Source organism: Massilia sp. CT11-108 (assembly GCF_047302915.1).
Classification (GTDB): domain Bacteria; phylum Pseudomonadota; class Gammaproteobacteria; order Burkholderiales; family Burkholderiaceae_D; genus Telluria; species Telluria orientalis.
In genome coordinates this window covers 1-21,792 of the sequence record NZ_JBKYMO010000037.1, presented here as the reverse complement: position 1 = coordinate 21,792, position 21,792 = coordinate 1, and the positions used below count along the sequence as shown (strand labels likewise).

At 63.3% G+C, this 21,792-nt stretch carries 20 protein-coding genes and 1 tRNA gene; 10 read left to right on the top strand and 11 right to left on the bottom strand.

All coding sequences use genetic code 11. The features are described from left to right. Positions 1-193: 193 nt before the first annotated feature. Complete coding sequence (locus ACEN88_RS05935) at positions 194-1,093, bottom strand: flagellin (protein WP_413337874.1); 900 nt, start codon at positions 1,091-1,093, stop codon at positions 194-196. Between the two features lie 276 nt (positions 1,094-1,369). Here ACEN88_RS05935 and ACEN88_RS05930 point away from each other — a divergent pair, with 276 nt between their 5' ends. Next, complete coding sequence (locus ACEN88_RS05930) at positions 1,370-2,371, top strand: sulfate ABC transporter substrate-binding protein (RefSeq protein WP_413337876.1); 1,002 nt, start codon at positions 1,370-1,372, stop codon at positions 2,369-2,371. A gap of 158 nt (positions 2,372-2,529) precedes the next feature. Here the strand turns inward: ACEN88_RS05930 and ACEN88_RS05925 are convergent, their stop codons facing one another. After that, complete coding sequence (locus ACEN88_RS05925; RefSeq protein WP_413337872.1) at positions 2,530-3,339, bottom strand: zinc-dependent alcohol dehydrogenase family protein; 810 nt, start codon at positions 3,337-3,339, stop codon at positions 2,530-2,532. Here ACEN88_RS05925 and ACEN88_RS05920 point away from each other — a divergent pair, their 5' ends adjacent. Then, the gene (locus ACEN88_RS05920; RefSeq protein ID WP_413337869.1) at positions 3,340-4,080 is read left to right on the top strand and encodes a LysR substrate-binding domain-containing protein; all 741 of its coding nucleotides are present in this window, start codon (positions 3,340-3,342) and stop codon (positions 4,078-4,080) included. Positions 4,081-4,349: 269 nt separating this feature from the next. Here the strand turns inward: ACEN88_RS05920 and ACEN88_RS05915 are convergent, their stop codons facing one another. Beyond that, a complete protein-coding gene (locus ACEN88_RS05915) occupies positions 4,350-5,714 on the bottom strand; it encodes a Fic family protein (protein ID WP_413337867.1) in 1,365 nt (454 codons plus the stop codon). A 125-nt stretch (positions 5,715-5,839) separates the two neighbouring features. Then, entirely contained in the window at positions 5,840-6,502 is a 663-nt protein-coding gene (locus ACEN88_RS05910; RefSeq protein WP_413337865.1) for a hypothetical protein, read from the bottom strand. Between the two features lie 188 nt (positions 6,503-6,690). Between ACEN88_RS05910 and dusA the strand changes: the two genes are divergently transcribed. The 4 genes from dusA to ACEN88_RS05890 all read left to right on the top strand — a co-directional run bounded on the left by dusA (position 6,691) and on the right by ACEN88_RS05890 (position 10,908). Continuing rightward, a complete protein-coding gene (dusA, locus tag ACEN88_RS05905; protein ID WP_413337863.1) occupies positions 6,691-7,680 on the top strand; it encodes a tRNA dihydrouridine(20/20a) synthase DusA in 990 nt (329 codons plus the stop codon). 348 nt (positions 7,681-8,028) lie between these two features. Beyond that, positions 8,029-9,807 carry a methyl-accepting chemotaxis protein gene (locus tag ACEN88_RS05900; RefSeq protein WP_413337861.1) on the top strand — a complete coding sequence of 593 codons (1,779 nt, stop codon included), beginning with the start codon at positions 8,029-8,031 and terminating at the stop codon, positions 9,805-9,807. Positions 9,808-9,881: 74 nt separating this feature from the next. After that, positions 9,882-10,229 (top strand): energy transducer TonB, encoded by a 348-nt coding sequence (locus ACEN88_RS05895; RefSeq protein ID WP_413337859.1) that lies wholly within the window; start codon positions 9,882-9,884, stop codon positions 10,227-10,229. A 295-nt stretch (positions 10,230-10,524) separates the two neighbouring features. Further along, positions 10,525-10,908 carry a hypothetical protein gene (locus ACEN88_RS05890; protein WP_413337857.1) on the top strand — a complete coding sequence of 128 codons (384 nt, stop codon included), beginning with the start codon at positions 10,525-10,527 and terminating at the stop codon, positions 10,906-10,908. Positions 10,909-10,915: 7 nt separating this feature from the next. Here ACEN88_RS05890 and ACEN88_RS05885 read toward each other — a convergent pair whose 3' ends face one another. The 3 genes from ACEN88_RS05885 to ACEN88_RS05875 are packed head-to-tail and all read right to left on the bottom strand — an operon-like array spanning position 10,916 to position 14,383. Continuing rightward, positions 10,916-12,127, bottom strand: a complete 1,212-nt coding sequence (locus tag ACEN88_RS05885; protein ID WP_413337855.1) for a YbdK family carboxylate-amine ligase — start codon at positions 12,125-12,127, stop codon at positions 10,916-10,918. Then, a complete protein-coding gene (locus tag ACEN88_RS05880) occupies positions 12,124-13,332 on the bottom strand; it encodes a cation:proton antiporter (RefSeq protein WP_413337854.1) in 1,209 nt (402 codons plus the stop codon). Before ACEN88_RS05880 ends, ACEN88_RS05885 begins: the two co-directional genes overlap by 4 nt. Further along, positions 13,325-14,383: a hypothetical protein gene (locus ACEN88_RS05875; RefSeq protein ID WP_413337852.1), complete on the bottom strand. Its 1,059-nt coding sequence runs from the start codon at positions 14,381-14,383 to the stop codon at positions 13,325-13,327. Before ACEN88_RS05875 ends, ACEN88_RS05880 begins: the two co-directional genes overlap by 8 nt. A 421-nt stretch (positions 14,384-14,804) precedes the next feature. On the opposite strand from ACEN88_RS05875, the gene ACEN88_RS05870 reads away from it, so the two are divergent. Continuing rightward, complete coding sequence (locus tag ACEN88_RS05870; RefSeq protein ID WP_413337850.1) at positions 14,805-15,104, top strand: type II toxin-antitoxin system Phd/YefM family antitoxin; 300 nt, start codon at positions 14,805-14,807, stop codon at positions 15,102-15,104. Beyond that, entirely contained in the window at positions 15,079-15,336 is a 258-nt protein-coding gene (locus tag ACEN88_RS05865; protein WP_413337848.1) for a Txe/YoeB family addiction module toxin, read from the top strand. Before ACEN88_RS05870 ends, ACEN88_RS05865 begins: the two co-directional genes overlap by 26 nt. Positions 15,337-15,589: 253 nt before the next feature. On the opposite strand, the gene ACEN88_RS05860 is transcribed toward ACEN88_RS05865, so the two are convergent. From ACEN88_RS05860 to ACEN88_RS05845, 4 genes are all read right to left on the bottom strand, one after another. Beyond that, positions 15,590-15,665 (bottom strand) — tRNA-His (locus ACEN88_RS05860). 103 nt (positions 15,666-15,768) lie between these two features. Beyond that, positions 15,769-16,608 carry a glutamate racemase gene (gene murI, locus ACEN88_RS05855; RefSeq protein WP_413337846.1) on the bottom strand — a complete coding sequence of 280 codons (840 nt, stop codon included), beginning with the start codon at positions 16,606-16,608 and terminating at the stop codon, positions 15,769-15,771. 119 nt (positions 16,609-16,727) lie between these two features. Further along, complete coding sequence (locus ACEN88_RS05850) at positions 16,728-18,263, bottom strand: fumarate hydratase (protein WP_413337844.1); 1,536 nt, start codon at positions 18,261-18,263, stop codon at positions 16,728-16,730. A 37-nt stretch (positions 18,264-18,300) separates the two neighbouring features. After that, complete coding sequence (locus ACEN88_RS05845) at positions 18,301-18,912, bottom strand: TIGR00645 family protein (protein WP_413337842.1); 612 nt, start codon at positions 18,910-18,912, stop codon at positions 18,301-18,303. Positions 18,913-19,113: 201 nt separating this feature from the next. Here ACEN88_RS05845 and acs point away from each other — a divergent pair, with 201 nt between their 5' ends. Both acs and ACEN88_RS05835 read left to right on the top strand, forming a co-directional pair. Continuing rightward, positions 19,114-21,105, top strand: a complete 1,992-nt coding sequence (acs, locus tag ACEN88_RS05840; protein WP_413337840.1) for an acetate--CoA ligase — start codon at positions 19,114-19,116, stop codon at positions 21,103-21,105. An 87-nt stretch (positions 21,106-21,192) separates the two neighbouring features. Beyond that, positions 21,193-21,792, top strand: a 600-nt coding sequence (locus ACEN88_RS05835) for a tetratricopeptide repeat protein (protein ID WP_413337839.1), incomplete at its 3' end; no start/stop codon positions are given.

Here is a 21,792-nt window from a genome sequence, read left to right as displayed (position 1 = left end):
ATCCCGGCGACCGCGCCGACCGGCGTGGCCGGCAGGGTGCCGGGCGCGCTCGCCGGGATGACGGGTGGCGGAAGGGCGGGGATGGATAGGCTGGCCATGATCTCGGCAGTGTAAAGTGAAAAGGCCAGCTTGTGGCTGGCCTCTTGCGGATTCCGGCTGGACTAGCCCGGGGTGGCCATCACTGGCCCTGCGATTACTGCAGCAGGGACATGACCATCGACGACATGCTGTTGGTCTGCTTCAGCATGGCGGTACCAGCTTGCATCAGCATCTGGTTCGAGGTCATGCTCGACGACTCGGTCGCGAAGTCGACGTCCATGATGCGGCCGGTAGCGGCTTGCGTGTTGCTCGAGATGTTCGACAGGTTGTTGTAGACGTGGTCGAGGCGGTTCGACACCGCGCCCAGCTTCGAACGCAGGGTCGAGACGGCGTCGATGGCCGTGTTCAGGCTGCCGATCGCAGTGTTGGCGTCGGTGAACAGGATCGAACCGGTCGACGCGGCGATCGGCGCACCGGCGGCGTTCGAGACGAAACCGGTGGTCGCCGTGGTGATCGAGTCGGTCACGCCGCCGGCTGCGGAGAGTTCGGTGTCGAAGTTCGCAGTCATCTTTTCCGAGCTGTCGGCACCGATCTGGAAGGTGATGCCGGCGGCGGCGTTCAGCTTGCCGTTCGCGCTGGTCGACAGCAGCTCGGTGCCGCCGAATTTGGTGTTCGAGAAAATGTTCGAAAGTTCGTCGGTCAGCGAGTTGTATTCCTTGTCCATCGCTTTCTTGTCGTCGTCGGACGAGGAACCGTCGGAGGCCTGGGTTGCCAGGTCCTTCATGCGGGTCAGGATGTTGGTGACTTCGTTCAGCGCGCCGTCGGCGGTCTGCAGCATCGAGATCGAGTTCTGGGTGTTGCGCATGGCGACGGCCATACCGCTGCTCTGGGATTTCAGGCGGGTGGCGATCTGCAGGCCGGCAGCGTCGTCCATCGCCGAGTTGATGCGGTAACCGGTCGACAGGCGGGTCATCGAGGTCGACAGCGAGGTCTGGGTGCGGGTCAGCGAATTTTGTGCGGAAAGCGATGCGACGTTGGTGTGAAGGCTCAGCATGATATGGCTCCTAATGGCTTGGATACTGTTGGGAGGTTGCGCATCTCGCGCTCTCACAAGTACAGGACGACCATTTAGCGGCGGTCATTAAATGCCGAGCGGAAATTTTTTTAAATTATTTTTTGCGCGTTTCATGTTGTCATTTTGACTGTTGTACGTATGGCAGGTCTGTCATGAGTAAACCGGATATACAAGACCGAAAGTATTCGTTCGTCTTTCGAGGGGGTGTGCTTAACCTGTGCCTTCCAGAACCCTTCGAAAAAGAGCTTCCATATGTTGTCAAGAAAACTGATCCAGGCCCTGGTCGGCATCGCGCTGGTTGCCCCGACCGTGCACGCCGCCGACATCACTCTCCTGAACGTGTCGTACGACCCGACGCGCGAGCTGTACCAGGACGTCGGCAAAGCCTTCGCCGCCAGGTACAAGGCCCAGACCGGCGACAACGTCACCTTCAAGGCGTCGCACGGCGGCTCGGGCAAGCAGGCCCGCTCCGTGATCGACGGCCTGCAGGCGGACGTCGTTACCCTGGCCCTCGCCTGGGACATCGACGAGATCGCCGAGCGCGGCCTGATCGCCAGGGATTGGCAGAAGCGCCTGCAGCACAACAGCTCGCCGTACAACTCGACCATCGTGTTCCTGGTCCGCAAGGGCAACCCGAAAGGCATCCACGACTGGAACGACCTGATCAAGCCGGGCGTGCAAGTCATCACCCCGAACCCGAAGACGTCCGGCGGCGCGCGCTGGAATTACCTGGCAGCGTGGGGCAACGCCCTGAAACAGCCGGGCGGCAATGAAGCGAAGGCGCGCGACTACGTGGCCAAGCTGTTCAAGAACGTGCCGGTGCTGGATTCCGGCGCCCGTGGCGCGACGACGACCTTCGTCGAACGCGGCATCGGCGACGTGCTGATCGCCTGGGAAAACGAAGCGATCCTGGCCATCAAGGAACTGGGCCCGGACAAATTCGAGATCGTCGCGCCCAAGGCGAGCATCCTGGCCGAGCCGCCGGTCGCCGTCGTCGACAAGGTCGTCGACAAGCGCGGCACCCGCAAGGTCGCGGACGCCTACCTGCAATTCCTGTACACGGATGAAGGCCAGGACATCATCGCGAAGAATTACTACCGCCCGATCAACGCCGCGATCGGCGCGAAATACGCGGCGCAGTTCCCGAAAGTGAACCTGTTCACCATCAACGACGTGTTCGGCGGCTGGACCAAGGCGCAGAAGACCCACTTCGCGGATGGCGGCACGTTCGACCAGTTGTACCAGCCGGGCAAGTAAGATAGTCTGATCCCGTTCCACCGGCGCGTGCGCCGGCCTTCTTTTGTTTCGGACCCATCATGGACTGGCTGGATCGGGTGACCTGGTTCCTGGTCATCGTGCTCGTGATCGCCGCCTTCTGCTTTCCCATCAACCGCGGCGACCAGTAAGCGTACTGGTCAATCCAGCTTGACCAGGACCTTGCCGACGTTGGCGCCGGACGCGAGCCGGCGATAGGCCGCGGCGGCATCCACGAACGGATGCACGCTGTCGACCAGCGGCACGATCCCATGCGCCTCCAGGGCGCGGTTCATGGCATCGAACTGGCGCGCATTGCCCACCGTGTGGCCGTGCAGGCGCGCCCGTTTGGCGATGAACACCTGGCGCAGGTCCATCTCCAGCAGCGGCCCGGACACATACCCGATCATCGCCATCGTCGCGCCCGGCGCCAGCGCGCGGACCGATTCGGAAAACGTCGCACTGCCTCCGGTTTCCAGCACGAGGTGCGCACCGACGCCCTCCGTCAGCCGCATGACTTCCATGCCCCAGTCGGGATGCGCGCGGCTGTCGACCGCAGTGGTCGCCCCGGCCGCGAGCAACTGCGGGACCTTGTGCGCCGACGACGTGACGGCGATCGCCCGCACGCCGAACATTCGCGCAAACTGCAGGGCGAACAGCGCGACGCCGCCGCTGCCGATGGCCACGATCGTCTGGCCCGGCTGCAGCGCGGCATCCGTGAGCGCCGCCCAGGCGGTGAGCGCGGCGACGGACAGCGTGGCGGCCTCGTCCCCGAGGTGGCGCGGCGCACGTACGATGGCATTGGCCGGCGCCGTCATCGCCTGGCGCAGCACGCCCGGGTGGTTGCCGCCCAGCTGACGTGCGAAATAGCGCGGGTGGAACGGGCCGTCGATCCAGTCGGGGAAGAACAGCGGATTGACCCGGTCGCCTTCCTGCAGGTGGCGCGGCTGGAAACGCTGTGCGGCGCGCAATTGCTGCGGCGGACCACCCGCAGCATCAGTCTCACCGAAGCGGGGCAGGTGATGGTCGAGCGCGCCCGGGAAGCCGTGGCGCTGTGCGAGGGTGCCGGCCGCGAGATCGACAGCCTGCACGGCGACGCCGGCGGCACCGTGCGCATGAGCGCGCCGATCACGTTCGGCCAGCGCTGCATCGTGCCGCTGCTGCCCGAGCTGTTGGCCACCCACCCCCGTCTCGACGTGCAACTCGTGCTGCTGGACCGTCCCGTCGACCTGGCCCAGGAGGGTTACGACCTGGCGATCCGCCTGACGCGGTCGCTGCCCGGCGACGTGGTGGCGCGCCGCCTGCTGACCACGCGCTATCTGCTGTGCGCGGCGGCGCATGCCGCGCCCGTGCTCGCGCACCCCCGTGACCTGGCCGGCGTGGTGTGCCTGCGCTACGGCGAAGGCGAGCACGCGCGCGCCCGGCATTTTCGCCGTGCCGACGACGACCTCGCCGTGGCCGTGCGCGGCAACGTGTCCGTGAATAACAGCGACAGCCTGCGCGCGCTCATGCTGGCCGGGGTCGGCGTCGCGCTGTTGCCGCACTATGTCGTGGCGGACGACCTGGATGCCGACCGCGCGGTGCGGCTCTTGCCCGAGTGGGAGCCGCGGCCGGTGTTCGGGCACCAGGCGTTCGCGATCTGGCTGCCGCACCGCTACCAGCCGCCGCGCGTGCGTGTGGTTCTGGACTTCCTGTCGGACCGCCTGCCATAAAAATTATTTTGCGAAGCCGTTGTCCGTGGGCGACATGGAAGCGTGGCTGGAGGCAAGGAAAGCGGCGGGGTTTGCAGCGTGACGCTAGCGCCGGGTCTAGTTCAAGCCAGCGTCAGTAGTGTCAGGTCTGCTCATCGACGCCATCAGGATGTCTTTGGATTTGAAAGCATCGTTCAAACCGCACTGCGGCCTGCAAAGTAGCGGCGGACGGCACGCGAAGTGCGGGACAGCCTGATTTCCTTGTCGAGGTGCCGTCAACGCGGAGATTCTCAATGCCTGCTGTGTACCGCCTTCCAGGCTGCATATTCGGACGGTCGCAGACCGTAGCGCGCCAGTACGCCCTCGTGCAGGCGCCTTAGTTCCTCGACGATGAGCGCCTGCACACTGGGCTGTTCGTGCTCTGGTACATGGCGCGCCACCGTTCGCCGGATTTGGGCAAGCGGCTCGTTTTCAACGTGAAGGACGATCTCGCGAATGGTGCCTTTGATCAGGTCACGCCAGGCCAGGCGCAGGGGGTCGGGTTCGGCCAGATTCTGCTTCAGGGCCAGGTATTCATGTGTCGAGCGCTCATACGCCCAGACGTACAGGTCGCGCAGCAACTCGACACGCGTCAGCTCGTACACCCCGAGGGTAGCGCGGCTGTAGGCTTGCTCCGGTACGTCCAGAAATGTGAGTGGGCACAGATTGGCGCGAAACAGCGGCAGATTCGCGGCCAGCCGGGAGGTACGTTTATTGATGTCAGCAAATGGCTGCAGGTAGGGCAAATGCACCATCATGAAGAACGACTGCTCGAAGGGATCGTCGATCTGGTTGGCCTTGTCCAGTAGTGTGTCCAGAGCGCCCTCGATTTGCTGTAGCGTGGACAAGGGGCGATAAACGCTTTTGCCGATGTCGACCGCATGCCGCCGGATTCTCCCTTCGTCCGCAGGGTTGGGCAGCAGGTTTTCGGCCAGAGCGCTGTGCAGGTTCGCTAAGGTGTACCGATTGAATTCGGCGTTGTCGATGTTTTCCACGAGCAGTTCGATCGCCGTCTTATGGTTCAGGATCATCTGCGTTTCGATCGCGGCCTTGCCCCGGGCTGCCTTGCCGTGTTCGATGAGCTCTCGTGTATCGAGACGCGAATAGGTATTGCCTTCCAGGTGGCTCGAGGCCCACGACAGGTCGATCAGCAAGCGGTTCAGGATGGCGCGGCTGTACGTCCCGGCTGGCGCGTCGACATCGGCGGTTCGCCCCATCTTGTACAGTTGGCGGCGCAGTGATTCGGACAGGTACCACGTCTCGTTAGGGCGATATGCTTCCAGGAAGTCGCCCTGGTAGCCCACGGGCTTGCGGGCTTCCACGGGCTGATCAATGTAAACAAGGATATCCTTGCTGTCCGCGGAGAGAGGGATAAAGTCAGGAAATGTGTCCGCGCCAGCATCTGGTAAGGTTGTGTCGGCGCGCGTCCTGGCGCCGAAATAGCGGCGGGCTCGGCCTTCTCCTACCGCAGTGATCTGATGCCGTGCGATCATCTGTGAGATCAAACGTTGCGCCGTACGCCGGGCGACGGAAGGATGTCGAACGAGAAGTTCGGCAAGCGTCAGGCCGGTTTCGGACGTCTGGACACTGTTCAGCAGGTCAGCGGCGGTAGACATGACGAGTTGGTGTGTTGAGCAAAGATGGCGCAATTTTGGCGCAGTTTTCAGAATGGCGCCATCTAATGTGGCGCAGTTCTGGCGCGGTTTGGGCCAAAGCACGAGTAATCAGTGTTCGTCGAAGGTCAAAACAATTGCGCTGGCTCGACATTCGCTACCGTTTTTCTGAGACATAGTTGAACTGGACGACCGGGCAGGGGTACGAAGTTCTCATCCAAGCGCTGCTTTCCATCGAAGATGGAGGGCTGTCTTCCCGCTAATTTATTCAGGCTACGCATTCGTATCCGGAGCGTTGGTAATGCGATAGCCAAGTGATTCGCTAACAGCGCTTGATCGTTCCGAAAATTTGATAGGGCGACTATATATGCGTATGCCTGCGAATATGTGTTCGTCAGCGCATCGTAATTTTCGGCCCGCTCGTATGCTTCTTCAAACCGCGTATCTGGAAGTCTTTCCGACAAACGCCGGCTTTCTCCGTCGTCAAAATCAAGACTATCGGCAAAGTGGAGCTTCCAATCTTTTTGTCGTCGCAAGCGTGAGTAAACGAAGGAGAAAATGCGCTCTTCGTCTTCCGGGTGAGAGAGCTCAAGCTCCCGATTCAAGCGGTCGCGCAGCGTACATATGGCGAGCCAAACCTCACCGTGCAGGTCTGCCGCCTTGGCTCCAAAGCCCGTGGACCGCCCAATTCTTTCAAGACGACTTTTCGCTTTGCGCAGGAACGGTTCAAGCTCTCGCTTCACAAATACTTCCATATTTAAAGAATAAATATGATCAATCTCTGGCGACATTAAATATGAAAGAATATTAATGTTAAACGATGACCGCTTGATGATGCCGTATAACTTTGATGAGCTTGCTGGTCAGGATTGTTGATGTAGCAATGACACGACGAGCGATTACATTTGGCCGCCTGAGAGCATTTCACGGTAAACTAATGAGTTACGTCAGACGCTTGACATGAGTAACCAAAGAAAACATGAAATACCACAAACGAACGTTAAGTACGGCGCCCATGATGGACTGGACCGACCGCCACTGCCGCGTCTTCCACCGCCAGATCACGAAACACACCTGGTTGTATACAGAGATGGTGACGACGGGCGCCCTGGTCTATGGCGACGTCGAGCGCCACCTGCGCTACGACGACATCGAGCATCCCATCGCGCTGCAACTGGGCGGCAGCGATCCGGCCGACCTCGCCAAGAGCGCGAAGCTGGGCGAGCAGTGGGGCTATGACGAGATCAACCTGAATTGCGGCTGCCCGTCCGAACGCGTGCAGAAGGGGGCGTTCGGCGCCTGCCTGATGCAGGAACCGCAACTCGTCGCCGATTGCGTGAAGGCGATGCGCGACGCCGTCAGCATCGACGTCACCGTCAAGCACCGTATCGGCATCGATTACAACGAGGAATACGGCTTCGTGCGCGATTTCATCGGCACCATCGCCGATGCCGGCTGCCGCACCTTCATCGTGCACGCGCGCAATGCCGTGCTGAAAGGGCTGTCGCCGAAGGAAAACCGCGAGATCCCGCCGCTGCGCTATGAAGTGGCGTACCAGCTGAAGCGCGAATTTCCTGAGCTCGAGATTATCATCAACGGCGGCATCAAGACCGACGACGAGATCGCCACTCACCTGCAGCACGTGGACGGCGTCATGATCGGTCGCGAGGCGTACCACAATCCCTACGTGATGGCCGGCTGGGACGCCCGTTTCTATGGCGACGCGACCCCGCCGAAAACGCGCGAACAGGTGCTGGAAGCCATGATTCCATATATCCGCGCCGAGCTGGAGCGCTACGGTCCGCTGGGCCTCCGCCTGAACAGCATCACGCGCCACATGCTGGGCCTGATGGCCGGCCTGCCGGGCGCGCGCGGCTATCGCCAGTTGCTGTCCGACTCCCGCCGCCTCGCCGCAGGCAACCCCGAACTCCTCCTCGAAGCTGCCGGCAGACTGCGCCTCGCTGCGTAAGCGCCGCGTAAGGTTGACTTTTAGTTATTTTACTACCCCGGTCGCATGAAAATGGCCGGGATGTTCAAAATCCGCTACAAAAAATGTTGCATTTATTTAATTATCTGCAACGTTATCCTTGCCCGAGGGCAAGAATAGACCCATAATCTGGGCTCTTCTCCTTGCACGACATCTAATCCTGTTGTTGTGGTGAAACATAATTACAGCGGGGCATGTTTTCTGTCTGCAAATCGGCGTTTTGATTTATCCTGACGGAAATACGCGAGTCCACCGGGAAGATGGACTTTCCGTAACAAAAGACAAAGACTCCGGAGCGGGTCTGATCACTTGAAACAGGGAAGATAAGGAATGAACTTAGCAAACATGAAGGTCGGCATGCGTCTGGGGCTGGGTTTTGCCCTCGTGCTCGTGCTGCTGGTTATCGTTACCGTCGTCGGCATCCTGCGCATGGCGCAGATCCAGAACCGGCTCGACCACGTCGTGAATGTCAACAATGTCGTCACCCGCCTGGTCGTCGACATGCGTAACAACGTGAGCGAACGCGTCACCTCGTTGCGTACCCTGACCCTGATGACGGACCCGGCCGACATGGAGCCGGAACTGAACCGTTTCAAGGAGCAGACCGCCAAGTACGATGCTCTGCAGCAAAAACTGGCCGCCAAGTTCTCTGAAGAAGCGTTGCCTGAAGAAAAATCCCTGCTGAACCAAGTGAAAGAAGCCGAAGGCGCCGCCATGCCGGCCATCGCCAAGGCATCGGAACTCTATCTGGCCAATAACGCGATGGACGCCACCCGCGTGATGATCAAGGAAATCCGTCCCGCCCAGAAGAAGTGGCTGGACGGGCTCGACCAACTGGGCAAGCTGGAAGACAAGCTGAACGCGCAGTCCCAGGTCGACGCGGAAGCCGCCTTCGCCAGCGCCCGTAATTTCATGCTCGTGCTGCTGGCCCTGGCCGTCACACTGGGCATCCTGGCTGCCACCGTCATCACCCGCGGCCTGCTGAAGCAGCTGGGCGGCGAGCCGGGCTACACCGCCAAGATCGCCGGCAGCATCGCCGAAGGCGACCTGTCGATCGCCATCGACACCAAGTCGTCGGATCGCGGCAGCCTGCTGATCGAAATGAAACAGATGCGCAACAGCCTGGTCGACATCGTCAGCCAGGTCCGTCGCGGCACGCACACCATCACCACCGCATCGCGTGAAATCGCAGCCGGCAACACCGACCTGTCGTCGCGTACCGAACTGCAAGCCAGCTCGCTGGAGAAGACTGCGTCGGCGATGGAAGAACTGACGTCGACCGTGAAACAGAACGCGGACAATGCCCGCGAAGCGAATCACCTGGCCGCCACCGCATCGGACGTGGCACGCAAGGGCGGCGACGTGGTGTCGCAGGTCGTTGGCACGATGGGCGAGATCAATAGCTCGGCAAGCAAGATCGCCGACATCATCGGCGTCATCGATGGCATCGCCTTCCAGACGAACATCCTGGCACTGAACGCCGCCGTCGAGGCAGCCCGTGCCGGTGAACAGGGTCGCGGCTTCGCCGTCGTCGCTTCGGAAGTGCGTAACCTGGCCCAGCGTTCCGCAGCGGCCGCCAAAGAAATCAAGCAACTGATCGGCGACTCCGTCGAGAAGATCGGCCGCGGCAGCAAGCTCGTCGGCGAGGCCGGCGAGACGATGGACGAGGTCGTTGCCAGCGTCAAGCGCGTGACCGACATCATGAGCGACATCGCCAGCGCCAGCGCCGAACAGAGCGCCGGCATCGAACAGGTCAACCTGTCGATCATCGAGATGGACGGCATGACGCAGCAGAACGCCGCGCTGGTCGAAGAAGCCGCCGCCGCCTTCCAGAGCCTGCAGGACCAGGCCGCGGAACTGCAGCGCGTCGTCAGCATCTTCAAGCTGGCCGAAGGCGAGGAGCAGGCCATCGTGGACGCACCGGCGCCGGCTGCCGCCACCGCCAGCCGCGCCGTCGTCGTCCGCCCGGCCGCCAAGCCGCAGCTGAAGAAGCCGGCCGCCGCGAAGGCCAAGCAGCCGGCCCAGCAGGAACGTGCGGCGGATGCGCCGGCATCGACCGCGAAAAAAGTCGCAGCAGCAGCCGCCAGCGACGATTGGGAAGAATTCTGAGCCAGGACGGCTCGTCCAGCGCCGGTGGAGAGCACTGGCATTAAAAAAAACTTTGTTTTCCGGGGGTAATAAAAATGTCCAATAAGAAATTTGCTGTAAGCCTCGTCGCTCTGCTGGTCTCGGGTATCGCTGGTTCGGCTTTTGCAGGCGAAACGCCGGCGACGTTCGATCCGTCCAAGTGCAAGGTCGAATATCCGAAAGCGTCGCTGATGAACGAAGAGCAGGGCATCACGTCGATGTCCTTCCTCATCGCCGCCGACGGTTCGGTGGCCGATTCGAAGCTGGACAAATCGAGCGGCTTCAAAGGCCTGGACAAGGCTGCAATGAAGGGCCTGTCGGCCTGCAAGTTCAAGCCGGGCACCAAGGACGGCGCACCGGCCCAGACCTGGACCAAGGTCGACTACGCCTGGAAGCTGGACTGATTGTCTGGCGGGTGCCGGCCGGCCTGGCTCGGCGCCCCAGGTGAGGCTTTGCGTCCCCGGCATCTTTGTCGGGTGCGCACGAGACCTGGGCCTGGCGGCATCCAACAGTGCGAAAAGGGCGTCCCTGCGGGGGCGCCCTTTTTGCATCTGCCTCGTGAAAACCTGAAAATCTGTTACCGGCCTGTTGCGGCATGTATCGGTTGTAAGCGCCCGCTTCAATCCGGCAAATGCGGGCGGCGAATCGCTATAGTGGTCTCACAGCGCAACTTCACCGCGCAACCAAAGGAGAACCACCATGAAACGCATTCTCGCTGCTGCCGCCCTTGCCATCGTCAGTTCTGCCGCCGTCTTGCCGGCGCAGGCGTTCGCCCGGGATGTCGTCGTCGTGCGCACCGCACCGCCGCCGCCGCGTCACGAAGTCGTGCCGGCCGCGCGCCACGGTTACGAATGGGCGCCGGGCTACTGGAACTGGAACGGCCACCGCTACACCTGGGTGCGCGGCCATTGGGAACGGGTGCGCCCGGGCTATGTCTGGCACCGTCCGGAATGGCGCCAGGGCGCCCGCGGCTGGCAACTGGAGCGGGGCGGCTGGCGCCACGGCGACCGCGCCGTCGACCGTGACGGCGACGGCGTGCCGAACCGCTTCGACAACCGTCCCAACAATCCGCACCGCTCGTGACGAGCAACTAGTCCAGCGGCGCGCCGTCTTCGAACATCTCGCTCGCCATTCGCGCGAGGTCGTTCATGCCGCCGCCGGACGCGAGATGGGCGCGCAGCCAGCGCGCCTGTCCGCCGTCCTTCATCAGATGCTCGATCACCTTGCACGCCTTGCCGAAACCGGGATCGGTCGAGCGTTTTGACAGTCGTTCGAGGTCGGCGCGGATCGCTTCGCCGATGGGCATCGACGCGCCCGACTCCGGATCGATCCACGTCGCCTCGACGCCGTCGCGTGCCGCATTGAAGCGGTTCCAGATGTACAGCTCGCGGCTGCTGCTGGTCGGCCAGCGTCCCGGCTGGCCCGCCCATTCCAGGCACAGCTCGCGCGCATAGCACGCGAGCGCCGCCGCGTACACGGGTTTCAACGGCGTATCCAGCACGCGCAGTTCGATCGTCCCGTATTCCGGCTTCGGGCGCACGTCCCAATAAAAGTCCTTGATGCTGTTGACGATGCCGTGGCCGGCCAGCTCGTCGAAGTGGGCGCGGAAATCGTCCCACGTGCGGATGTCGTACGGGAGGATGCCGCTCATCGGGAACGCGCCCACGACGTTGCTGCGCGAGCTGCAGAAGCCCGACACCTCGCCCTGCCAGCACGGCGAATTGGCCGACAGTGCGATGAACAGGGGCGCGCGCTGCGTGAGCCAGGAGCACAGGCGCATCGCCTCGTCCGGCGTACCCGCGCCGATGTGCACGTGCATGCCAAACACAGTAAACAGTTTAGCCAGATAGCCGAACTTGCGCTCCGATGCGAAATAGCGTTCCTTCGGGTAGATGCGCTGCTCGTTCCACTTCTGGAAGGGATGCGCGCCGCCGCCCGAGATCGACGCGCCGACATCGAACGCGGCCCGTTGCACCGTCGTGCGGATGTGTTCCAGCTGCTCGGCCGCCTCGTCGAACGAGGTGAGGATGGCAGTCGCCACTTCCAGCATCGATGTCGTGATTTCCGGCGTGTGCACCCACGGCTTGTCGTGCTTGTCCAGCAGGCGCAGGATGTCGGGCGCGGCGGGGAACAGGTCGAACGTGAGGCGGTCGAGCACCATCAGTTCCAGTTCGATGCCCATCGTGCCGATCGTGGACGCCTTGAAGTCGGGCAGGAACGCGGGGCCCTGGCCAGATACCGCCTGGGCCTGGGCGTCCGTTTTCAGTTTTCCCAGCGCTTCGTCATTCAGTAATTCGCTCATTGGGCACCTCCTCGATAGGTTTCGCCCGCCAGGCGCAAGCCGAGCCACGTGAGGCCGGGCGCCAGCAGGACGTTCAGGGCCAGCAGCGCGCCCATGACGGCGGTGGACGTCGCATCGAGCCCGGTGTAGGCATTCAGGGTGTTGTCCACGACGAGACCGCCGTAGCTCACCAGGGAACACATCGACAGGGCCATCGCATGCTGCTTGCGCACGTCCCACGCGGTGCCCGGCCACAGGGCCAGGCGCGTGGCCGCGATGCGGACCGCGAACACCGTCAGCGCGACCACGATGGTCCAGCCGTGCAGCAGCGCCTGCAGGTCGACGAGCGCCGCCGACATCAGGAACAGCAGCACGTAGCCGATGTCCTGCGCCGTCTTCAACTGCGCCTGGAACACGTTGTCGCGCTTCTCCGCATTGCGCAGCAGGACGCCCATCAGCAGCAGCGAGAGCAGGGCGCTCGCGGACATCACGGAACACAGGCCCAGGTCGATCAGCAGCGCGGCCAGCAGCATGCCGGGACGCAGCGTCGCCGGCACCTTGCACAGCCGCGTGGCCAGCGCATAAACGCCGTACGACAGCACGGCGATCAGGGCGCCGATCACGAGCTTGCCGCCCTGGCGCATCAACTCCGTCCAGAAACCGCTGTCGGCGTCCTGGCCGTGGCTGCGCGTCCATGCGAGCGTGATGCCGAGCGCCAGCAGCGCGACGAAGTTGGAGAGGCCGACCATGTTCGACGTCGCGAACGTGCTCGTGCCGCTCGCGTTTTCGTCCGCCACCATCGAACTGTGGATGACGGGATTGACGGCGATGAGGATCGAGCCGATGAAGATCGCGGCGCCCCACGGCAGGCCGAAGAGGCCCAGCGTGATGGCGGCCGCGGCGCCGCGCGCCAGGGTCGCGAGCAGCAGGCTGGCGCCCTGGCGGCCGCTGCGCAGCAGCCACGCGAGGTCCATCTTGCGGCCGACCTCGAACAGCACGAGCGCGGCGGCGCCGTTGAGCAGTTCCTGGAACTGCGTCAGCAGCGCGCGGTCGATGAAGCCGGCACCGTTCGCGCCGAGCAGCAGGCCCGCGATCACGGCGCCATACAGTTTCGGGATGCGGAAACGCTGCAGGGTCAGTCCGATCACGAGCGCGACCATCAGGCCGGCACCCAGCACGGCCAGCGGCGACAGCAGCCAGAAGGGCGAGTACAGTTCGTCATTCATGGCGCACCTCCCACGCGTGGGCAAGCGCGGTCAGTTCGCGCCCGATCACGTCGGCCCGCTGCTTCGCCAGTTCCTTTTGACGCTCCGCCGATGCCGGCGCGAGATCGCTGACGATGCGTGCGCGGACGATGCCCGCGTCGTCGCGCAGCGGAATCCACAACTGTCCCTTGACGCTTGCGCCTTCGCGCCACACGGCGATGAACTTCGCACCGGTGCGGTCACCGGGACGGCCCGGCTCCAGCAAGGTAAAGGGCTGCAGCCACTCGGCATTCGGGAAGCGGCGCGCCAGCAGCACCTGCATGCCGCTGCGCTGCTCGAGCCGCGCATCGTCGCGCGAATAGGGCAGGTGGATGCGCGTCTGGCTGATGCCCGACGTCTCCAGTCGCAAACAGGTCTTGTCCGACACCCAGCGCCACGTGTCGCCATCGAGCACGCGCGGCTTGCCCTGCGACGCATCGCGCCACGCGACGAACAACGGCGACGCGGCGGGCAGCGGACTGCCCGCATCGATCGCGTGCGCGGCCTGCTTCACATCGTCCCAGTGGCCGGCCTGCCAGGTGCGCGTGTCCGGTTTCTCGGACGGCTGCCAGCGCCACAGCGCCGCCGACCATTGCCCGTCGTCGTCGCGCCAGATCGCGGCCAGTTGCTGGGATTCGGGCGTGTTCGTAGACACGGTGCGGCCGGACCAGGCGTTGTTCCAGGGCGGCGCGTCCGCGTGGATCGCTTGCGTGAGGCGGTGCCATGCGATGGCGGCCGGCGGCAGGCAGGTGGCGGTCGGCGTCGGAATGCTGCGCCAGTACACCATTTCCACGCGCTGGCTCCAGGCGCACTGGCGCGTCGTCGGTTCACCCAGGCCGGAAAGCGCTGGGGCGACGGGTTGTTCGCACGTGCCGGGATACGAGCCGCTCAATTCCCTGAAGTCGGCGATGGCTGGTGTCTTTGGCGCCGCCGGCTTGCGTTTGGCCGCATGCGCTTGTGGTGTCAGGATGACGCACAGCGCGCACGCGGTCGCGAGCAGGCAGTGGCGGCGCGATGGTCGTGTTGGGGTCATGAAGATCGGCCCTCATTGAAAGGCCTCGGTGCGGGCCGGCTGGAAGCTTGGATCCGTCCGGCGCGCGGAGGCGGGCGGTCGCAGCGCGGCTCGTCCGGCCGGCGTCTGGACCCGTTGAAAGAGTGGATGCTTCACGCATCCGCGATGCGGCGGGGCCGCATGGCGGTCAGGTCAACGTGATGCCTGCCGCTCGTTGTTATGGGTGTGTATCGGGGTCAAGTATAGGGCAAATGATTCATTCGCTCAAATATGATTGACGTAAGTACATTTCTGGCATGCATTTTAGGCTATGCGGCAGAAGGACGGCGTACGGTTGAGTTGGGCGGACGGTGACCAACAGGTTGCTATCTGCCGCTGCTGCTTCTATATTCAACCTGTACAATTTATCGTACAGGTTTCGTCAATGGTCCAGGAGTGCCTTATGAGAATCATTAACTTTTCCGATGCGCGCAACAGTCTGCGGACCGTGATCGACCAAGTGGTCGAGGACGCCGACGTCACGGTCATCTCTCGCCGCGATGCGCCCGATGCGGTCGTCATGTCATTCGACTATTACAGTAGTCTCATGGAGACTGTTCACTTGTTGAGCTCGCCGGCGAACGCCGCGCATCTGGCGAAATCGATCGCCCAGGCACGTTCCAGCCAGACGCAGGCTCGTGAAATCATCGAAACCCCCGAGGCAGGGGAGCAGAAAGATGCGAAACCTGAAGTTCACGGATGAAGCCTGGAACAGCTACCTCTATCGGCAAACGCAGGATCGGAAAACCCTCAAGCGCATCAATGACCTGATCAGGGATGCGCGGAGAGATCCTTTTACGGGGATAGGCAAGCCGGAGGCGTTGAAGCACAGCCTGTCTGGCTGCTGGTCGCGGAGGATCGATGAGACGAATCGGCTCGTCTACATGATCGTCGATGAGGGGCTCGTTATCATCTCGTGCAGATATCACTACTGATCGATCCTGAGAAGAATGGTACGCCGACATTCATCGATCTAATGCCGTCCAACATGCGACTGGCATTTTCCCGCCATGGTCCCGAGGTCGCTGCTCGATTCGCGATCTATAGGAGGCTCAGCGCGTCCCGTGTCTGCAGACGGGGTGGGCTGAGGGGTGAGAAGGATCTTCCAAAATTTGGAATTTCATCGTCCAAAAAATTAAAGGGCTACAGCGCGAAGCTTGTAACCCTTTGATCTTATTGCTGAATTCTTGGGGTGGCTGATGGGACTCGAACCCACGACAACAGGAATCACAATCCTGGACTCTACCAACTGAGCTACAGCCACCACTGTCTTGCTTGCTGTCTCGTTGTTGCCGAGACAGAACGAGATTATATAGGGTCATTCGCATTCTGGCAAATCGAGTTTTGCCCAGCAGTGCGAACGGCCATCACGGCTCGCCGAACGTCGCCTCGTGCACGGGCGGATCGATGCCGATCAGGCTGTTGAACGCGGCCGACAGCGCGGTGGCGCTGGCGCTGGTCCAAGCCTCCAGTGTGCCCGGCGCATCGCCAGAAGGGGAGCGCAGCAACCGCCCCGCATCCAGCAAGCGCACCAGCTGGCGCGTCACGGCGTCGCCGGTGTCCACCAGCGTGACGTCACGTGCGCCGGCCGATGCGATCACGTCCCCGATCGCGGCGCGCACGAGCGGGTAGTGCGTGCAGCCCAGGACGAGCGTGTCGGCGCCCAGGTCGAGCAGCGGTGTCACGTAGCGTACCAGCAGCGCGCGCGTGGCCTCCGTGTCGCCCAGTTCGATCTGGTCGACGAGGCCGCGGCACGGCTGCAGCAAAAATTCCGCGTGCGTCGCTTCGGTGATCTGGTCGCGCAGTTGCAGGAATTTGGCGCCGGCCAGCGTGCGTTCCGTGGCCAGCACGCCGACCTTGCCGCTGCGCGTCGCCGCCGCCGCGGGCTTCAGGCCCGGTTCCACGCCGACGATGGGCAGGTCGGGGAAGGTGTCGCGCATCAGGCGAACCGCGGAGATGGTCGCCGTGTTGCAGGCGACGACGATGGCCTTGACGCCCCGTGCGACGAGGAAGCGGGCCACCGCCAGCGAACGCTCGGCGACGACGTGTTCGGGCTTGTCGCCGTACGGGGCGAAGCCCGTGTCGGCCACGTAGATCAGGTGTTCGTGCGGGAGTTGCGCTCGGATGTGGCGCAGGATCGACAGGCCGCCGAGGCCGGAGTCGAAGACGCCGACGGGGGCGTCTTCGGGGTGTGCTTGGGTGTTCATGGGGGAGATGGTAACCCGGCAGGAAGCGTTGCGGTACTGCGAGTGAAATTGGGTCCCCGCCTCCGCGGGGGCGACGTGCGAGCGGCGCGGGCCAGGCTCACACGTCGTACCGCACAACCTTAGGCGGTTGCGACCGGAATACCTTTCAGCGACTCGATCTTCGCAGCCCACTCTTTCGGACCGGTCTGGTGCACCGACGTACCCGTCGCATCGACGGCCACGGTGACCGGCATGTCCTTGACCTCGAATTCGTAGATCGCTTCCATGCCCAGGTCTGCGAAGCCGACGACCTTCGCCGACTTGATCGCCTTCGACACGAGGTAAGCCGAGCCGCCGACGGCCATCAGGTACGCCGACTTGTGGTTCTTGATCGACTCGATGGCGGCCGGGCCGCGTTCCGCTTTACCGATCATCGCGATCAGGCCCGTCTTCTCGAGCATCATGTCGGTGAACTTGTCCATGCGGGTCGCCGTCGTCGGGCCGGCCGGGCCCACGACTTCGTCGCGCACCGGATCGACCGGGCCGACGTAGTAGATCACGCGGTTCGTGAAGTCGACCGGCAGCTGTTCGCCTTTCGCCAGCATGTCCTGGATGCGCTTGTGCGCGGCGTCGCGGCCCGTCAGCATCTTGCCGTTCAGGAGCAGGGTCTGGCCCGGCTGCCACGATGCGACTTCTTCCTTCGTCAGCGTGTCGAGGTTGACGCTCTTCGATTTCTGCGTGTCCGGCGTCCAGTTCACGTCCGGCCAGGTCGACAGCGCCGGCGGTTCGATGTACGACGGGCCCGAGCCGTCCAGCACGAAGTGCGCGTGGCGCGTCGCGGCGCAGTTCGGGATCATCGCGACCGGCTTCGATGCGGCGTGGGTCGGGTACATGTTGATCTTCACGTCCAGCACGGTCGTCAGGCCGCCTAGGCCCTGCGCGCCGATGCCCAGAGCGTTGATCTTGTCGCACAGTTCGATACGCAGCTCTTCCAGCTTGTTCTGCGGGCCGCGTGCCTTCAGTTCGTACATGTCGATGTCTTCCATCAGCGACTCCTTGGCCATCAGCATGGCCTTCTCGGCGGAGCCGCCGATGCCGATGCCCAGCATGCCCGGCGGGCACCAGCCGGCGCCCATCAGCGGGACAGTCTTGAGGACCCAGTCGACCAGCGAGTCGGACGGGTTCAGCATGACGAACTTGGTCTTGTTTTCCGAGCCGCCGCCTTTTGCGGCGACCATCACGTCGACGGTGTCGCCCGGGACCAGTTCCATGTGCACGACGGCCGGGGTGTTGTCCTTCGTGTTCTTGCGCTCGAAGTGCGGGTCGGCGACGATCGAGGCGCGCAGCTTGTTGTCGGCGAAGTTGTACGCGCGGCGCACGCCTTCGTTGACGGCGTCGGTGATCGAGCCGCTGCCGAAGCCTTCGAAGCGCACGTTCATGCCGATCTTCAGGAACACGTTGACGATGCCGGTGTCCTGGCAGATCGGGCGCTTGCCTTCCGCGCACATGCGCGAGTTGGTCAGGATCTGCGCGATGGCGTCCTTGGCGGCCGGGCTCTGCTCGGCCTCGTAGGCGCGCGCGAGGTGCTGGATGTAGTCGGCGGGGTGGTAGTAACTGATGTACTGGAGGGCGCTAGCGACCGATTCGATCAGGTCGTCCTGTTTAATGACAGTCATGTGAGTCTCGCTGTGGGGGTCTTGGATTACGGAGGAATCAGTGGTGCTTGTTGTCACTCTGGGTATTCATCATGATCCGGTCGGTGTAGGCAATCGCCATCGCCGACAGCAGGAACACGACGTGGATACAGGTCTGCGCGATCATCGTCTTCGCATCGTAGGAGATGGCGTTGATGAACGTCTTGAGCAGGTGGATCGACGAGATGCCGATGATCGCCATCGCCAGCTTGGTCTTCAGCACGGACGCGTTCACGTGCGACAGCCATTCCGGCTGGTCCGGATGGTCTTCCAGATGCATGCGCGACACGAACGTCTCGTAGCCGCCCACGATCACCATGATCAACAGGTTCGAGATCATGACGACGTCGATGAGGCCCAGCACGACGAGCATGATCGTCGTTTCATTCAGTTTGGTTGGCAGCGGGGCGTTCGGCACGGCCACGGCCTGGAAGATGTGCTGCAGCGCGGCTTCGTTGCCCATCGCGGCCAGCACGAGGTCCTTCAGTTCGACCCAGAAATGGAACACGTAAACGCACTGCGCGAGGATCAGGCCGAGATACAGAGGCAGTTGCAGCCAGCGGCTGGCGAACATGAAACTGGCGAGTGCGCTGCGTTTGCGTGCGCTGGAGGAGGGTTGCGAATCGAGCATCTATGCGGGCTTTCCAATGCGGCTGCGGTCAGGACAGCTCAACATTCTACACCCGCCGCGCGTCGCCGGCACGGCGTCGTGGCATGCCGAAGGTTGATAGAATGGCCAGCGGGGATGCCGCCTTGGGCCGTGTAAGGGCTCAGTAAGCGTGGGTGCTTAAGGTATTAGGCAAAATTACTACATCATCAATAGGAGACTAGTATGGCCGAGAACGAGACCCAACAGCAGGGACTGCAGGAACACCGCGTCTTCCAGCCGCCCGCACAATTCACCGCCAATGCCGCGATTTCCGGCATGGATGCGTACAACAAGCTGTGCGACGAAGCCGCCAGCGACTACGAAGGTTTCTGGGCCCGCCTGGCGCGCGAAAACGTCGCCTGGCACAAACCCTTCACGCAAACCCTCGACGAATCGAATGCGCCGTTCTACAAATGGTTCGCGGATGGCCAGCTGAACGCGTCGTACAACTGCCTCGACCGTCAGATCGAGAACGGCAACGGCGACAAGACGGCGATCATCTTCGAAGCGGACGACGGCACCGTCACCCGCGCCACCTACCGCGAACTGCACGAGCGTGTGTGCAAATTCGCCAACGGCCTGAAATCCCGCGGCATTAAAAAAGGCGACCGCGTCATCATCTACATGTCGATGTCGATCGAAGGCGTGGCCGCGATGCAGGCGTGCGCGCGCATCGGTGCGACGCACTCCGTCGTGTTCGGCGGCTTCTCCGCGAAGTCGCTGCAGGAGCGCATCATCGACGCGGGCGCCGTCGCCGTCATCACGGCCGACGAGCAGCTGCGCGGCGGTAAATCGCTGCCGCTGAAAGCCATCGTCGACGAGGCGCTGGCGATGGGCGGCTGCGAGACGATCCGCGACGTCGTCGTCTACAAGCGCACCGGCGGCAACATCGCCTTCCAGGCAGGCCGCGACCTGTGGCTGCACGACCTCGTCGACGGGCAGAGCGGCGAGTGCGAGCCGGAGTGGGTGGATGCGGAACATCCGCTGTTCATCCTCTACACGTCGGGTTCGACGGGCACGCCGAAGGGCGTCCAGCACTCGACCGGCGGCTACCTGCTGTGGGCCGCGCTGACGATGAAGTGGACCTTCGACCTCAAGCCGGACGACGTCTACTGGTGCACGGCCGACATCGGCTGGGTGACGGGCCACACGTACATCTGCTACGGCCCGACCGCGGTCGGCGCCACGCAGATCGTGTTCGAAGGCGTGCCGACGTTCCCGAACGCCGGCCGCTTCTGGGAGACGATCGCCAAGCACAAGGTCAGCATCTTCTACACGGCGCCGACGGCGATCCGTTCGCTGATCAAGGCGTCCAACACGGACGAGAAGGTGCATCCGAAGAACTACGACCTGTCCAGCCTGCGCCTGCTGGGCACCGTCGGCGAACCGATCAATCCGGAAGCGTGGATGTGGTACTACACGCAGATCGGCGGCCAGCGCTGCCCGATCGTGGACACCTTCTGGCAGACGGAAACCGGCGGCCACATGATCACTCCGCTGCCGGGCGCGACCCCGATGGTGCCGGGTTCCTGCACGTTGCCGCTGCCGGGCATCATGGCCGCCATCGTCGACGAAGCCGGCCACGACGTGCCGAACGGGCAGGGCGGCATCCTCGTGGTGAAACGTCCGTGGCCGTCGATGATCCGCACGATCTGGAACAACCCGGACCGCTTCCGCAGCGCCTACTACCCGGATGAACTGGGCGGCAAGTACTACCTGGCTGGTGATGGCGCGATCCGCAACAAGGACACGGGCTATTTCACCATCACGGGCCGCATCGACGACGTGCTGAACGTCTCGGGCCACCGCATGGGCACGATGGAGATCGAGTCCGCGCTCGTGGCGCACCCGATCGTGGCGGAAGCCGCGGTCGTCGGCAAGCCGGACGAGACGACCGGCGAGGCGATCTGCGCGTTCGTCGTGCTGAAACAGGCGCGTCCGACCGGCGAGGAAGCGAAGAAGCTGGCCGCCGAGCTGCGCAACTGGGTCGGCAAGGAGATCGGTCCGATCGCCAAGCCGAAAGAGATCCGCTTCGGCGACAACCTGCCGAAGACCCGCTCCGGCAAGATCATGCGCCGCCTGCTGCGCGTGCTGGCCAAGGGCGAGACCATCACCCAGGACATCTCGACCTTGGAAAACCCGGCCATCCTGGAACAGCTGAAAGAATCTGCCTGACCATTCGGGCGTGATCGGTTACACTGATCACAGCAGAGTTGACGCCGCGCCGGGAGACCGGGGCGGCGTTTTTTTATGTGCGCCGCCATGGCGCCCGTTCTCGCGTGCCCGTGGACGTGGGAAAATACGGGCTCGTCCGTCTTCCATGCTTTCATGAACCCGCGCCAGCGCATTGCCCTTGCCATCGCCCTGTTCAACGAGCGCCGCTTCGACCAGGCCCTGGCCGGGATCGGCGACTTGCTGCAGGGCGACGAGGCGAACGTGGATGCCCTGAATCTGGCGGCGGCCTGCGCCCGCGCGCTCGGGCGGCCGGACGATGCCGAGGCGTTCTGGCGCAAGGCGCTGGCGCGCGATCCCGCGCACGCGGCCAGCTGGAACAACCTCGGCATCCTGTTGCAGCAGAGGGGACGCGGCGCCGAGGCCGGGGAGGCGTTCCGGCGCGCGCTGCAGCTGCAGCCCGATTACGCCGAAGCCCATTACAACCTGGCCCTGTTGTATCAACAGGCGGGCGGACTCGAACAGGCCGTCGGCGCGCACGAGGCCGCGCTGGCCCTGCGGCCCCGGTATCCGGAAGCCAGCGCCAACCTCGGACTGGTGCTGGAGCGGCTCGGGCGCTTCGAGGAGGCGCAACGCCGCTTCGGCGAGGCCGTCGCGCACGACCCGGCCGACGCCGCATCCCTGCAGCAC

What these genes read in the sequence shown, in the direction of transcription:
- ACEN88_RS05935 (WP_413337874.1), bottom strand. Translation starts at nt 1,093, where the DNA reads ATGCTGAGCCTTCACACCAACGTCGCATCGCTTTCCGCACAAAATTCG.
- ACEN88_RS05915 (WP_413337867.1), bottom strand. Translation starts at nt 5,714, where the DNA reads ATGTCTACCGCCGCTGACCTGCTGAACAGTGTCCAGACGTCCGAAACC.
- ACEN88_RS05910 (WP_413337865.1), bottom strand. Translation starts at nt 6,502, where the DNA reads ATGTCGCCAGAGATTGATCATATTTATTCTTTAAATATGGAAGTATTT.
- dusA (WP_413337863.1), top strand. Translation starts at nt 6,691, where the DNA reads ATGAAATACCACAAACGAACGTTAAGTACGGCGCCCATGATGGACTGG.
- ACEN88_RS05900 (WP_413337861.1), top strand. Translation starts at nt 8,029, where the DNA reads ATGAACTTAGCAAACATGAAGGTCGGCATGCGTCTGGGGCTGGGTTTT.
- ACEN88_RS05895 (WP_413337859.1), top strand. Translation starts at nt 9,882, where the DNA reads ATGTCCAATAAGAAATTTGCTGTAAGCCTCGTCGCTCTGCTGGTCTCG.
- ACEN88_RS05890 (WP_413337857.1), top strand. Translation starts at nt 10,525, where the DNA reads ATGAAACGCATTCTCGCTGCTGCCGCCCTTGCCATCGTCAGTTCTGCC.
- ACEN88_RS05885 (WP_413337855.1), bottom strand. Translation starts at nt 12,127, where the DNA reads ATGAGCGAATTACTGAATGACGAAGCGCTGGGAAAACTGAAAACGGAC.
- ACEN88_RS05880 (WP_413337854.1), bottom strand. Translation starts at nt 13,332, where the DNA reads ATGAATGACGAACTGTACTCGCCCTTCTGGCTGCTGTCGCCGCTGGCC.
- ACEN88_RS05875 (WP_413337852.1), bottom strand. Translation starts at nt 14,383, where the DNA reads ATGACCCCAACACGACCATCGCGCCGCCACTGCCTGCTCGCGACCGCG.
- ACEN88_RS05870 (WP_413337850.1), top strand. Translation starts at nt 14,805, where the DNA reads ATGAGAATCATTAACTTTTCCGATGCGCGCAACAGTCTGCGGACCGTG.
- ACEN88_RS05865 (WP_413337848.1), top strand. Translation starts at nt 15,079, where the DNA reads ATGCGAAACCTGAAGTTCACGGATGAAGCCTGGAACAGCTACCTCTAT.
- murI (WP_413337846.1), bottom strand. Translation starts at nt 16,608, where the DNA reads ATGAACACCCAAGCACACCCCGAAGACGCCCCCGTCGGCGTCTTCGAC.
- ACEN88_RS05850 (WP_413337844.1), bottom strand. Translation starts at nt 18,263, where the DNA reads ATGACTGTCATTAAACAGGACGACCTGATCGAATCGGTCGCTAGCGCC.
- ACEN88_RS05845 (WP_413337842.1), bottom strand. Translation starts at nt 18,912, where the DNA reads ATGCTCGATTCGCAACCCTCCTCCAGCGCACGCAAACGCAGCGCACTC.
- acs (WP_413337840.1), top strand. Translation starts at nt 19,114, where the DNA reads ATGGCCGAGAACGAGACCCAACAGCAGGGACTGCAGGAACACCGCGTC.